Origin of the sequence: Candidatus Palauibacter soopunensis, assembly GCF_947581735.1 — a bacterium.
GTDB lineage: Bacteria > Gemmatimonadota > Gemmatimonadetes > Palauibacterales > Palauibacteraceae > Palauibacter > Palauibacter soopunensis.
Window position 1 is genome coordinate 17,137 of sequence record NZ_CANPVT010000040.1, and the last position, 13,777, is coordinate 30,913.

The 13,777-nt window shown below is 67.5% G+C and carries 9 protein-coding genes; all 9 read left to right on the forward strand.

What is annotated here, in order from left to right:
• Positions 1 to 6 precede the first annotated feature (6 nt).
• A complete protein-coding gene (locus RN901_RS10990; RefSeq protein ID WP_310758330.1) occupies positions 7 to 1,734 on the forward strand; it encodes a hypothetical protein in 1,728 nt (575 codons plus the stop codon).
• A gap of 115 nt (positions 1,735 to 1,849) precedes the next feature.
• Positions 1,850 to 5,233: a SusC/RagA family TonB-linked outer membrane protein gene (locus RN901_RS10995; RefSeq protein ID WP_310758331.1), complete on the forward strand. Its 3,384-nt coding sequence runs from the start codon at positions 1,850 to 1,852 to the stop codon at positions 5,231 to 5,233.
• Between the two features lie 54 nt (positions 5,234 to 5,287).
• On the forward strand, positions 5,288 to 7,021 hold the full coding sequence (locus RN901_RS11000) for a hypothetical protein (RefSeq protein ID WP_310758332.1): 1,734 nt from the start codon (positions 5,288 to 5,290) through the stop codon (positions 7,019 to 7,021).
• A 215-nt stretch (positions 7,022 to 7,236) separates the two neighbouring features.
• Positions 7,237 to 7,437 (forward strand): hypothetical protein, encoded by a 201-nt coding sequence (locus RN901_RS11005; protein ID WP_310758333.1) that lies wholly within the window; start codon positions 7,237 to 7,239, stop codon positions 7,435 to 7,437.
• An 84-nt stretch (positions 7,438 to 7,521) separates the two neighbouring features.
• The gene (gene folK, locus RN901_RS11010) at positions 7,522 to 8,016 is read left to right on the forward strand and encodes a 2-amino-4-hydroxy-6-hydroxymethyldihydropteridine diphosphokinase (RefSeq protein WP_310758334.1); all 495 of its coding nucleotides are present in this window, start codon (positions 7,522 to 7,524) and stop codon (positions 8,014 to 8,016) included.
• Entirely contained in the window at positions 8,013 to 9,140 is a 1,128-nt protein-coding gene (aroB, locus tag RN901_RS11015; protein ID WP_310758335.1) for a 3-dehydroquinate synthase, read from the forward strand. Before folK ends, aroB begins: the two co-directional genes overlap by 4 nt.
• Positions 9,141 to 9,151: 11 nt before the next feature.
• Entirely contained in the window at positions 9,152 to 10,744 is a 1,593-nt protein-coding gene (locus tag RN901_RS11020; protein WP_310758336.1) for a class I adenylate-forming enzyme family protein, read from the forward strand.
• Between the two features lie 113 nt (positions 10,745 to 10,857).
• Positions 10,858 to 13,167: an NYN domain-containing protein gene (locus tag RN901_RS11025; RefSeq protein ID WP_310758337.1), complete on the forward strand. Its 2,310-nt coding sequence runs from the start codon at positions 10,858 to 10,860 to the stop codon at positions 13,165 to 13,167.
• A gap of 35 nt (positions 13,168 to 13,202) precedes the next feature.
• Complete coding sequence (locus RN901_RS11030) at positions 13,203 to 13,769, forward strand: DNA-3-methyladenine glycosylase (protein ID WP_310758411.1); 567 nt, start codon at positions 13,203 to 13,205, stop codon at positions 13,767 to 13,769.
• The last annotated feature ends 8 nt before the right edge of the window (positions 13,770 to 13,777 follow it).

Below are 13,777 nucleotides of genomic sequence, written 5' to 3' on the forward strand. Positions count from 1 at the left end.
GGGGTCATGAACAGGAAGCTGACACTGCCGGCCGTCGCGCTGGCTCTGGGAGTCGGCTTGTCGGGCTGCGACCTTCAGGTCAACAACCCGAACGAGCCGGACCGGGCCCGCGCGCTGGCCAGCCCGGATGACGTCGAGTCGCTCATCGCCAGTTCGTACCAGCAGGTATGGGCGATGGGCCATTACTGGAACAACGCGAACTTCGCGTTCAACCACATGTCGAGCCGGCACACGGCGACGTGGGGCAACAACGGCCAGAACGATCTCGGTCGGGAACCCCGCGAGCCGATGCCGAACTCGACTTCCTATCGCTGGTCGTACGTGTTCTCCGAGCACTGGAACGACGCCTATGGAGGGATCGCGGCGGCGTCCGACGGGGTCCGCGCCATCGACGAGGGTCTGGAGATCGGGCCGGGGGGCGAGCGAAACGCCCGGGCCCGTGCCTTCGCTCTTTCCAGTCAGGCGATGCTGAGTTGCCTGCTCTCGCTGTGGTACGATCAGGCCTTCATCGTCGACGAGACGACGGATCTCACCGGCGAACTCGAGACCGTCGACTACAACAGCATGTTCAGCTACGCGATGGGCAAGCTGAACGAGGCCGAGTCCGCCGTGCGGGCGACGTCGTTCTCGCTGCCGGATACCTGGATCAACGGGAACGCCTGGGACAACAACCAGTTCGCCGACTATCTGGTAGGCTGGAAGGCGCGCTGCGCGGCGAACCTGCCGCGGACGGATGCCGAGGCGGCCGGTGCGAACTGGAGTCAGATCATCTCCGACGCGCGGGCCGGCATTCAGGATGTTGTCGTGGTCGGCGAAGACCGTTCGTCGGACACGGCCTGGTATGACGACATGAAGGCCAAGGCGCAGCAGAACGGCACCTGGCACCGGATGCACATGGATTGGGCCGGCATGGCGGACCAGAGCGGGCAGTACCAGGACTGGCTCTCCTTCGAGACCTCGAAGCGGACGGCGCGCAAGATGGAGTTCGGGGATGACCGGCGTTACCCCGCCGTGAACGAGAACGGGACGCTGGGCGAGAGCGTGAGTCCCACGGCCGCGTCCACGGGTCCCGTCCACCGCTACAACGCGAACATCATCTTCATCGCCTCGCGCGGGACGTACCGGCAGTCGCACTACGGAGATGCGCGGTACGACCACTACACCCTGAGCTGCAACTTCTGCGAGTCCGGGGACATGGAGGAGATGACGGGCCAGGAGATGGACCACTACGTCGCGGAAGGCCTGTACCGGATGGGCGACTTCGCGGGGGCCGCGGACATCATCAACGTGACGCGGATGCAGGCCGGACTGCCTCCCGCGCCGTCGAATCCGACGGACGCCGTCCCGTCGAACGGTGCGGGCGAGTGCACGCCGCGCAAGCGGTACGACGTGCAGGGGCGTTGCGGCAACCTGCGGGACGCCATGTGGTTCGAGCACTTCGAGAACGTGTTCAACGTGTTCGGAGGGCTTGAGCACTGGCACGGGCGACGCAACGACATCCTGCCGGCGGGCACGGCGCTCCACCTGCCGATGCCGGCGGCGGATCTCGAGGTTCTGCAGCGGGACATCTACACGTTCGGCGGGAGCGCGGGCGGTGCGGCAGGCAATCCGACGCCGCCGTCGATCGTTCCGGGCAGCCTCGACTCGGCGCTGGAGAGGGCGGCCTTCACGCTGCATCGCCTCCAGCGGCACCAGAAGGCCGCGCGCGCCAGCGAGGATATGGTCGTGCGTTGAAGGTTGAGGTGAAATGACCGGGGGCGCCGGAGGGCGCTTCCCGGTCTGACTTCAGATAAAGGACGGTCGCATAACGAAGCACAAACGGATCTCACTGCTACAAGGAGAGTGATCCATGTTGTTCAGGTTGTCAGGACGGCGGAGGCGCGCGAGCGCGCTGGCCGCCACGGCAGTGAGCGCCTGGCTCTTTATCGGCGCGGCCCCGCTGCTCGCTCAGGGAGCGATCTCGGGGACGGTGACCGACGCGGAGTCGCTGGCCCCGGTGGCCGGCGCGCAGGTGTTCGTTGCGGGAACGGTGATCGGTACGCTGTCGGGTCCGGAGGGCACGTACCGGTTGGACGGTGTACCGGCGGGCGAGCAGACCGTGACGGTCCGCCTGATCGGCTACCGGGAGCTGTCGCAGACAGTGACGGTGGCGTCGGGTCAGGTGGCGACGGCGGACTTCTCCGTGGAGCAGACGGCGCTTCGCCTCCAGGACATCGTCGTAACGGGAGTGGTGGGCGAAACGCCGCAGGTGAAGCTCCCGTTCACGGTGGAGCGGCTGTCGGCGCAGGATCTTCCGGTCCCGGCGGCGGACGCTTCGTCGCTGTTGGCGGGTAAGGCCGCGGGCGTATCGGTCGTCTCCGCTTCGGGCCAGCCGGGCCAGCCGGCGTCGATCATGCTGCGCGGACCGACGTCGATCAACGCCTCCGGCCGGAGCACGTCACCGCTGATCGTGATCGACGGCGTGATTCAGTCCGAAGGCGCGTCGCTGTCGGACGTGGGCGCGCTGGACATCGACCACGTGGAGATCGTGAAGGGAGCGGCGGCGGCGTCGCTGTACGGTTCGCGGGCGCAGAACGGCGTGATCGAGATCACGACGAAGCGCGGCACGGGCCTGCAGACGAACACGCTGAACGTCCTCGCGCGCGGCGAGTACGGCCTGGGCCAACTGGTCGGTGACATCGGCCTCGTGCGTTCGCATCCGTACACGATGAACGCGTCCGGCTCGAAGTTCATCGATTCGCAGGGCAATGAGGTCGACTTCCGCGACCTCAACCGACAGGGCTTCGGCTCGGCGCTGCTCTACAACCAGATCAATCCCGGCGATCCGGGCACCACGTCCACGGCGTTCGCAAACCAGGCGTTCCCGGGCGAACTGTTCGACCACATGGACACGTTCTTCGATCCCGGCGAGACGATGGACATCTACGGCGCCGTGACGGGTCGTTTCGGCGAGTCGAGCTTCCGGGTGAGCGTCGACCAGTTCCGCGAGGCAGGGGTCGTGAGCTGCTCGCAGTGCATCGACAACCTGGCAACGCTGAACGCGGACCGCGTCGCACAGGGGCTCGCGCCCTTCGATGTCGGAGTTCCCGACGACGAGGGCTTCGAGCGGCAGAACGTGCGTCTGAACGTCGACACGCGCTTCGGCGATCTCGACATTGCGGCGAGCGGCTTCTACTCGCGTTCCAATCAGGACGACAAGGCGGTCACGACCGGCGCTTTCTCCCGGCTGACCTTCATGTCGCCCGCGATCGAACTGACGGGCGTTTCGGCGTTCGACGGGTACCCCGATATCGACGCGGATCCGCAGTCGATCGAGGCGAACCCGCTCTACCTGCTTGCGGTGAACGACAGTCGCGACAAGCGCACGCGGTCGATGGGGTCGGTGGACCTCAACTTCTCGCCCGCGGCTATCGACTGGCTGACGCTCGAGGCGAACGCGTCGTTCGACCGGACGGACTTCCGGGACTACACGATCCGGCCCAAGAACGAGCGGACGTCAAGCGCCAGCGGAACGGGCGAACTCACCGGCGGCAGCCTGCGCGAGTTCAACTTCACCGATGAGGCGATCAATGCCTCCGTGACGCTCGGCGCGAGTCAGACGTTCCTGGACGGCGACGTCACGGTGCGCGCGAAGGCCCGCTACCTGATCGAGGACCAGAGCTTCAAGTCGAACGGCGTGTTCGGCAGCCGCTTCTCGGTGCAGGACGTGCCGAACTTCGGTGCGATCATCGGCGAGACGAGCGGAAACAACCAGGTCCGCTCGATCAAGGCGGAGGGGCTGTTCGGGATCGCGAGCGTCGACTACCAGGGTCGCTACATCCTCGACGGCCTGATCCGTCGCGACGGCTCCTCGCTGTTCGGACCCGATGAGCGGTGGCAGACGTACTACCGCGGCTCGGTCGCGTGGCGAATCTCTCAGGAGGACTTCTGGAACATCGACGCGATCGACGAGCTGAAGCTGCGCTTCTCGCTGGGTACGGCGGGTGGCCGCCCGAACTTCTATGCCCAGTATGAGACGTTCGGCGTTGCGCAGGGCGCGATCTTCCCGATCAACCTCGGGAACCGCGCGCTGAAGCCGGAGTTCACGACGGAGCGCGAAGCGGGGCTCAATTTCGTGTTCTTCGAGAACCTCGGTCTCGACCTGACGTACGCCTGGCAGACGACCGACGACCAGTTGCTGCAGGTTCCGCAGGCGGCGTTCGTGGGCTTCTCGAACCAGTGGCAGAACGCGGGCGAGATCTCGGCGGAGACGTACGAAGTGTCGCTGCGTTACGCGGCGATCGACGAGCAGGACATGGGCCTCCAGTTCCGGCTGAACTGGGACCGGACGCGGCAGGAGATCACGCGTCTCGACGTGCCCGACTACACGGTGTCGACCTACTACGTCTCCGAGGGTCGTCCGCTGGGCGAGATGTGGGGCGAAGTCCTGGCCACGAGTTGTGCGGACCTGGCGCCGGTCGGCGTGTCGGCTTCCGACTGCAACGCCAACTTCCAGGTGAACGACGACGGACTTCTCGTCTACACCGGCGGTGCGAACCACACCGAAGGGTTCAGCAAGAAGCTGTGGGGCACGGAAGGCCAGGTGGCCACGGCCGATGGTGGAATGCGGAACTACAAGTGGGGACATCCCTTCATGGTGGAGGACTACTCGCCGGCCTGCGTCGCCAAGAATCCGGGCGACTACATGGAGAAGTGCCGGCTGACCGACTTCCTGCCGTTCGGGAACACGACGCCGGATTTCAGCGCTTCGTTCGCGACGAACTTCCGGTACAGGAACCTCAGCCTGAACGCGCTCCTCGAGTCGTCGGTGGGTCACTCGATCTACAACAACACGGCGCAGTGGGCGCTTCGCGAACTGCGCGGCGAGGACGTGGATCAGACGGGCAAGCCGCTCGAGTTGAACAAGCCGACGGGCTACGCCTCGGTCATCTACAACGTCGGGTCGGACAACTCCTGGTTCCGCGAAGACGGCGACTGGCTCAAGGTCCGCGAGCTTTCGCTCGGCTACACGCTGCCGGAATCGCTCACGTCGTCCGTGTTCGGGGACGTGTTCGACCGGGTCACGCTGAACGCCATCGGACGCAACCTGTTCACCTTCACCGCATACCGCGGGTACGATCCCGAAGTCGGCCGAGACGGCGGGGAGGTCGGGAGCGCGACCTTGAACCGCTACGACAGCTTCGGTTACCCGAATTTCCGAACGTTCACCTTCTCGGCGGAACTCGTCTTCTGACGCCCCTCCGGGAACGGGGGTCGCACGGACATGGATTTGAGTAATGGAGGGGTCATGAAAAGGAAGCTGACACTGCCTGCCATTGCGCTGGCGCTTACGGTCGGCTTTACGGGTTGCGACCTGCAGGTCGACAACCCGAACGAGCCGGACAGGGCGCGTGCGCTGGCGGGCCCGGACGATGTGGAGACGCTCATCGCGAGCTCCTTCCTCAAGGTCTGGGAAATCGGGCACTACTGGAACAACGCGAACTTCGCGTTCAATCACATGTCGAGCCGCCACACGGCGACGTGGGGCAACATGGGGATGAACGACCTCGGTCGTGAACCCCGCGAACCGCTGCCGAACTCGGCCGCGTACAGTCCGTCGTACATCTTCGAGGCGAACTGGGGTGACGCCTACGGCGGCATCTCGGCGGCGTCGGACGGGATCCGGGCCCTCGACGAGGGTCTGGAGATCGGCCCCGGAGGCGAGCGCAATGTGCGTGCGCGCACGTTCGCGATGGCGAGCCAGGCCATACTGAACTGCCTGCTCTCGCTGTGGTACGATCAGGCGTTCATCGTCGACGAGACGGTGGACCTGACGGGCGAGCTGGACACGGTCGACTACAACGCCGTCTACCAGTACGCGGTGAGCAAGCTGAATGAGGCGGAGGCTGCCGCCCGCTCGTCCTCGTTCACGCTACCGGAAACGTGGATCAACGGGAATCCCTGGGACAACAACCAGCTCGCCGATTACCTGGTGAGCTGGAAGGCGCGCTGTGCCGCCAACCTGCCGCGGACGGATGCCGAGGCCGCGGGCGTGAACTGGGGCAGCATCATCTCGGATGCCGAGAACGGCATTCGCGAACTCGTGGCCATCGGCGAGGACCGGTCTTCCGGCACTCCATGGTGGAGCGGCATCAAGATCTTCATGCAGGAGAACCGGACCTGGCACCGCATGCACATGGACTGGGTCGGCATGGCGGATCAGAGCGGCCAGTACCAGGACTGGCTGACGTTCCCCACGGAACAGCGGACGGCGCGCGAGATGACGTTCGGGGACGACAAGCGGTTCCCTGCGGTCAACGAGCACGGTACGCTCGGGGAGCCCGTGAGTCCCTCGGCGGCCTCGTATGGCCCGCGTCACCGGTACAACGCGACGATCATCTTCCGGCCGGAGCGCGGAACGTACCGGCAGTCGCACTACGGCGACTCGCGGTACGACGACTACACGCTGAGTTGCAGCCGCTGCGAGTTCGGCGCGATGGAGTCCATGACGCACCAGGAAATGGACACGTACGTCGCCGAGGCTCACTACCGGATGGGCAACTTCTCGGCTGCCGCGGACATCGTGAACAAGACGCGCGCGGAGGCGGGGTTGCCCCCGGCGCCGTCGAACCCGACGGACGCGGTGCCCTCGAACGCGGCGGGCGAGTGCACGCCGCGGAAGCGGTACGACGTGCAGGGCCGTTGCGGGAACCTGCGCGACGCAATGTGGTTCGAGCACTTCGAAAACGTGTTCAACGTGTTCGGCGGACTCGAGTTCTGGCACGGACGGCGTAACGACATCCTGCCGGCGGGGAGTGCGCTGCAATTGCCGATCCCGGCCGCCGATCTCGAGGTGCTGCAGCGGGACATCTACACCTTCGGCGGGGGAGAGGCGAGTTCGGCCGGGAACCCCATCCCGCCCGCGGTCGTGCCGGGCAGTCTCGACGCTGCGCTGCAGCGTGCGGCGTACTCGCTGGAGCGTATCCAGAGGAGTCTCGCGGCTGAGGGTCGGGCGGCAAACGCCGATCTCGTAGTGCGTTAGCATTTCCTCTGCGGAGGATCCCGTGCGGGGGCGCCTGAGGGCGTCCTCGAGTAGGCGGCGGAGGCCACCGGGTTTCGTTCCGGTGGCGTCCGCGCATCCGGGATCCGACGTGTCAGAAAAGGCGGACTTCGGACGTTTCCTCGTTGTGCGGCGGTCGTCCGCCGCACTAGCTTTCGGCTACGGAGACGATCCCGAGCAAGAGTACAGAGGCATACATGAGACTGAGAGCCACGCACTTCCTGGCGACATGCGCGCTCCTGATCGGCTTGGCCGGCGTGTCCGCGACCGGGTGTTTGGACCTCACCGTCGGGCCCACGGTTCCGGCCGTCGATTCCACGGAAGACACCGCGCTCGATGAGCCGGGCAACACGAATCCGGGCAGCAGCATCGTCCCGGCCCTCCCGGAGAGTCGCTAGCAATTCGGCGGCCGGCGCGCCTTGACGGGGTCCGGTCGGCCATCCTCCGGTATTGACGCCTCGCTGCGGGCCGTCGCCCTCGGGATGGGATCGAATCTGGGTTCTCGCATCGACCATCTGCGCGCCGCCGCGCGACACCTGGCGAAGAAGGTGCTGGTCGAGCCGCGGTTCTCCAGGGTTTATGAGACGGCGCCCGCCTACGGCCTGGACCAACCCGCCTACCTGAACGCCTGCTGCGTCGGTTGGACCCGTCTCGAGCCCGGCGCCCTGCTCGCCTCGCTCAAGGGTCTCGAATCGAACGCGGGACGCGACCCGGATGCGCCGAGATTTTCCTCCCGTCCTCTCGATCTCGACATCCTTCTCTACGCGAACGAAGTTGTCGAAACGCCGCATCTGGCGATTCCACACGCCGCCCTCGCGGATCGGGCCTTCGTTCTCCTCCCGCTGGCGGAGGTTGCCGGCGCCTGGCGACATCCCGCGCTCGGGCGCTCGATCGCCGAGTTGGCGGCCGCGATCGACCCGGAGGGTGTCGCCGTCACGGATCTGCGACTGACGGGTGCTTCCGATGGAGGCTCATGAGCCGTAGGACTCTGGAGGTGCGGGTCACCGGGGGCGGGGGCTACCCGATTCACATCGAACCGGGCCTGCTCGACGAGACGGCGTCGATCTGCCGGCGACACGCGCTGGCGCACCGATACGCCGTGATCGCGGATTCGCAGGTCGCGCGGCTCTATGGCGCCGGGATCGTCTCCCGCCTGGAGGATGCCGGTCTCGCCGCCGATCTGTTCCCGTTCCCGGCGGGCGAGTGGAACAAGAGCCGGGAGCAGTGGGCCGCGCTGAGCGATCGCATGCTTCACGCGCGGTTCGGCCGCGACTCCGCCGTCGTCGCGCTGGGAGGCGGGGTCGCGGGCGATCTGGCGGGTTTCGTCGCGGCCACGTACATGCGCGGGGTTCCCGTCGTTCAGATTCCCACGACGCTTCTGGCCATGCTGGACAGTTCCGTGGGAGGGAAGACGGGGGTGGATACGGAAGCGGGCAAGAATCTGATCGGGGCGTTCCATCACCCATCGGCCGTGCTCATCGATCCCGCCGTGCTGGAGACGCTGCCACGGCATCAGCGCAGCGCCGGGCTGGCCGAGGCCGTGAAGACGGCGGCGATTCTCGATGTGGAACTCTGGGATTGGATGACGCGCGGCTCTGCGGCGCTATCGAGCGGCGACCCCGACGCATCCGCGGAACTCATCGAGCGCGTCGTGCGGCACAAGGCGGCCGTGGTCGGCGACGATCCGCTGGAGCACGGCCGCCGCGAGATTCTGAATTTCGGACACACCGTGGGCCACGCGCTGGAGGCGCTCGAGGGTTACAAGCTCCTCCACGGCGAGGCCGTCGCCGCGGGGATGCGCGTCGAATCCCGTCTCGGAGAACTGCTCGGGATTACGGAGGACGGCACCTCCCAACGGCTCGCCGCGCTGCTGGAGGCGTGCGGGCTCGGCGGCGACTGGGAAACCGACCGTGAGCCAACCGAGATTCGGGATGCGATGTCGAAGGACAAGAAGGCGCGTCAGGATCGGATCCGCTGCGTATTCCTTTCGCAACTCGGCGAGGTGGCCATCGACACGGATGGACGACACAGCTTCGGGCTCGGCGAGGAAGATCTCGGAGAACCGCTCGCGACGGCTTTACGGCCGGCCCCGGGGGGTTGAGATTGTCGGAAGTGATCCCCCCCGAACCGTCACCGACCTCCGCGCTCAGCGTCGCCGATCTCTTCGCCCGATACGCGGAGTTGAGCCCGCACGCGCCCTGCATACGGGCGCGGGACGGGTCGTGGAGCTATTCCCGCGTCGCGGCGCAGGCGCGCGCCCTGGCCGTGGGGCTTCACAACCTGGGAGTCGAACCCGGCGACCGCGTCGCGGTCCAGTTGCCCAACTGGCCGGAATTCGTGGTCTCCACTCTCGCGGTCGCGGAAGCCGGCGCCGTCCTCGTGCCCATCAGTCCGAACTGTTCCGCGCGCGAGCTGCGTTTCACGCTGCGGAATTCCGAGGCCGCCGTCGCGATCTCGGCCGAGAGCTGGGACGGTGTGGACTATCTCCAGCGCTTCGAGAGCCTCCTCACCCGTCTGCCGGACCTTCAGTACGTGGTGACGGTCGGAGAGGAAGATCTCTGGTACGACGACCGGATCTTCCAGTTCGAGGACCTCATCGCGAGCGGCCGCGGCCGGGAAATCCCGCCGACGGATGTGGACCTGCAGCGGGATCCCTGCGCGATTCTGTACACGCCCGGGACGACGGGGGCTCCGAAGGGGGTCGTCCTCACGCACGACAACCTGGTGCGCACCGCCCTCGCGACGGCCGCGCGGCTGGAGCTGGACGGCGACGATCGAACGCTGTGTATCGTCCCTCTGCCGAACATCTTCGGGCTCACCGCCCTGCTCACGACGCTCGGCACGGGAGGGGCGCTCGTGCTGCAGGAGACGTTCGACGCGGCCGGCGCGCTCGCGCTCGCGCGGGAGCACGAGGCCACGGTCGTGCACGGTGTCCCGACCATGTTCGTGATGCTGCTGCGGGCGCTGGAACGCGGCGGGGCCCGGCCCGATTCCCTGCGCACCGGGGTCATCGCGGGCGCCCCTGTCGGCGACGACCTGGTGCGCGACGCGCGCCGTCGTTTGATCCCCGATCTCGAAAGCGCCTACGGCCTCACCGAGACCTCCCCGACGGTCTCGATCACGACCCGGTCCGATCCCGAATCGAAGCGGGCCCACACGGTGGGTCGCCCGCTCGAGGGCGTCGAACTCAAGGTGCTTGACGAGGACGGGGGAGAACTCCCCACCGAGTCCGTGGGCGAACTCGCCGTGCGAGGTTTCAACGTGATGCGCGGCTACTTCCGCCAGCCCGGCCAGACCCGAAAAACCATGACGGAAGACGGTTTCCTGAAGACCGGCGACCTTGCGATGGTCGACCCCGAGGGTTACCTGCATATCGTCGGCCGCTTGAGCGACGTGATTCTTCGCGGGGGTAACAGCGTACACCCTGCCGAAATCGAAGCGCAGCTCCGGTCCCACCCCGCGGTGGAAGAAGCGGTGGTTCTCGGGATCCCCAACGACGTGCTGGGTGAACTCATCTGCGCCTGCGTGATCACTGCCGAAGGGGCTCTGATCACGGCCGACGAAATCCGCGATTTCTGCCACGAATCTCTGGCAGAGCACAGAGTGCCGGATCTCATTCACTTTCTGGATGAGTTTCCGGAGGCCTCCAGCGCACAAGCGCGCCGCGTGAGTCTGGCCCGCATCATACGCGCGGAGGCCAACTAGACCGAGAACGCGAACGGTTGTCCGTAGACCCCTCTCACCATCCCCCCCGCCACCGGGGGCGAGGCGGAGGGGCCTCACCGGGCCGTTCGCGGCAACGAACGGACAAGAGGGACATGAACGACACGTACATGCGGGCGCCTCACCGGCGCCCATCCGCCGATATGGCAGACGCCGCGGCGCTTCTCATCGATTTCGACAACGTGACCATGGGGATCCGGTCCAACCTGGGACAGGAACTCCGCAACTTCCTCGAATCGGACATCATCCGCGGCAAGGTGGCCGTCCAGCGAGCGTACGCGGACTGGCGACGCTATCCGCAGTACATCGTGCCGCTCTCCGAATCCTCCATCGATCTCATCTTCGCGCCCGCCTACGGGTCGTCGAAGAAGAACGCCACCGACATCCGGCTCGCGATCGACGCGCTCGAACTGGTGTTCACGCGCCCCGAGATCGGAACCTTCATCCTCCTCTCCGGGGACTCCGACTTTTCGAGCCTCGTGCTGAAACTGAAGGAGTACGGGAAGTATGTGATCGGCGTGGGACTCCAGGAATCCACCTCGGACATCCTCGTCCAGAACTGCGACGAGTACTACAGCTACAACCGGCTGTCCGGGCTCACGTCGGCCGACGAAATCCAGACGGAGAAGCACGACCCGTGGGAGTTGACGAGCAGGGCCGTCGCGCGCATGGCCGAGCGCGGCGATGTCATGCGGTCGGATCGCCTGAAGCAGGTGATGTTGGAGATGGACCCGGGCTTCGACGAGAAGACGGCCGGTTTCTCCCGATTCAATCGATTTCTGAATGAAGCGGCCAAGCGCGATCGAATCGTGCTGCAGAAGCGGGAAAACGGACAGTACGATGTCGGCCTGCCGTCCGGGGCGACGTCGGCGGCAGCGGCGGGCGGCGACGCGGTGTCCTCCGGGGGGGAGGCCGCGACGGCGAGGAGCCGCGGTCGGCGCGGCCGACGCGGAGGCTCCGGCCGCAGCCGCGCGTCCGCCCCGAAGGCTTCGGAAGAGCGCGCACCCGCGAAGGCCGGGAAACCGTCGGCGAAAACGACGGCGAAGAGGACGGACGCTTCGGCCGCCGTCGAAGGTGCCTACGAGGCGCTGAAGCGCGCGGTGGCCGAGCTCTCGCGGGACGGAGCCCCGGTCCGCGATTCCATGGCCAAGCGCAAGCTCCTGCAGTACGACAGCACCTTCGATGAAGGCGTCTTCGGCTTCAGCAAGTTCAGCCTGTTCCTGCGGGCGGCGCACGACGCGGGGGTCGTCCGGATGTCGCGGCATGAGGACGGCAATCACTATCTGACCGTGGTGGATGCACCGGCCGCACCCGCACGCAAGGCGAAGTCGGAGCCGGACGGGAGCACGGACGAAGTGGGTGGGCGGTCCCCCCTGTCCGCTGCGGCCAGGGCCGCGCGCAAGACGCTGGGCCGGCTCCGGCGCGGGCCGGCGACCCGCAGCGAGGCGGCGTCCCAGAGTAAGCAGGCACCCCTGAGCAAGCCGGCGCCCCGTCGCGAGGCGACGTCTCCGCGTGAGTCGGCGTCTCCGCGCAAGCCGGCAGCCCGCAGCGAAACAGCGCCCCCGAGCAAGTCGGCGCCTCGGAGCAAGTCGGCGCCCCCGAGCAAGTCGGCGCCCCGGCGGGCGCCATCGTCGCGGGCGGCGAGTGCGGACACGGCGGGTCAGCGGAAGAAGCCGCCTCAGCAGCGGAAGGCGGAGCCGTCTCGATCCGAACGCGGCGGGAAGGACCCATCCGGCGCTCGGGGCGCAAAGACAGCCGCGAAGGGCCGGGCGGATCGGGGTCGGCCCGATGAGCGGCGTGGCCGGGCCGCCGAGCGCGGCGGCCAGCCGAAGGCGCGGCAACCGCGCGCCTCGGAGCCGAGTGAGAAGGCGACGCCAAAGAGGGAGCCCGCGGCGTCGGCACCGAAGCCCGAGCCGAAAGCCGGAGACAGCCAGCCGAGCGGCAGCGAGACGACGCCTTCCCGGCGAACGCTGGGGCGCTATCGGTCGGGGTCCCGCGGGCGGACGGCCGCGCCGGGCGCGGCGAAGAAGGTGGGTGCGCCCCGCATCGGGCCGGTCGCCGATGAGGAACCCGCCGCGCGGGCCACGAAGGAAGCTGCGCCGCGCGCGGACGTTCCGGCTCGCGACAGGCCGGCGGCCAACAAGGCCGGAGGGGCCGACAAGTCGTCCCGCGGAACCGCGAAGTCGGCTGCGAAACCGGCCGCGAAGCCGGCCGGAGGACCCATCGGGCACATGGTCCGGAACTACGCGGGCGTCGGGAAGCGGACCGCGGAGGTGCTTTTCGATCACTTCGGCGACCGGGTGTTCGAGGTCATCGACTCCGAGCCGGCGCGCTTGACCGAAGTGCTCTCGGAAGGCCGGGCGAAGGTGGTTCGCGAAGCCCGGCGCGCAGAGCTGGAGGGCTGAACGACGCGGCCGGTCGGGGCCTCGGGTCCGGACCGATCGACGCCGACTTTCTCTCTCGCCCCGCCGTCGAGGTGGCCCGGGCGCTGCTCGGCTGCACGGTGTACTCCGACTGCGCCGGCCAGCGGACGGCCGGCCGGATCGTCGAGACGGAAGCCTACACCGGGCCCGAGGACGACGCCTGCCACGCGGCGGAGCGGATCGGCCGCACCGCGCGGAACGCGCCGCTGTTCGGACCTCCGGGCACCGCGTACATCCACCGCAACTACGGCATCCACTGGCTCCTGAACGTCGTCACGGGACCGCAGGACTTCCCGGCCGGCGTCCTCCTGCGAGCCATCGAGCCGACCGAAGGTCTCGATGTCATGCGCCGCCGCCGCGGTCGCGCCGAACTCACCAACGGCCCGGCGCGGCTCGCCCAGGCGCTCGGAGTCGGCCCCGAAATGCAGGGGCACCGGCTCGACCATCCTCCGCTCTCCCTGCATTGGGGAGAGTCGGTCCCGGAGGCCGCCGTGCAGGTCACGACGCGGATCGGGATCTCGCGTGCGGCGGACGAACCCCTCAGGTTTTACGATCGACGGAGCCGCTGGGTCTCGAGGCGCTGAGTCGTCGC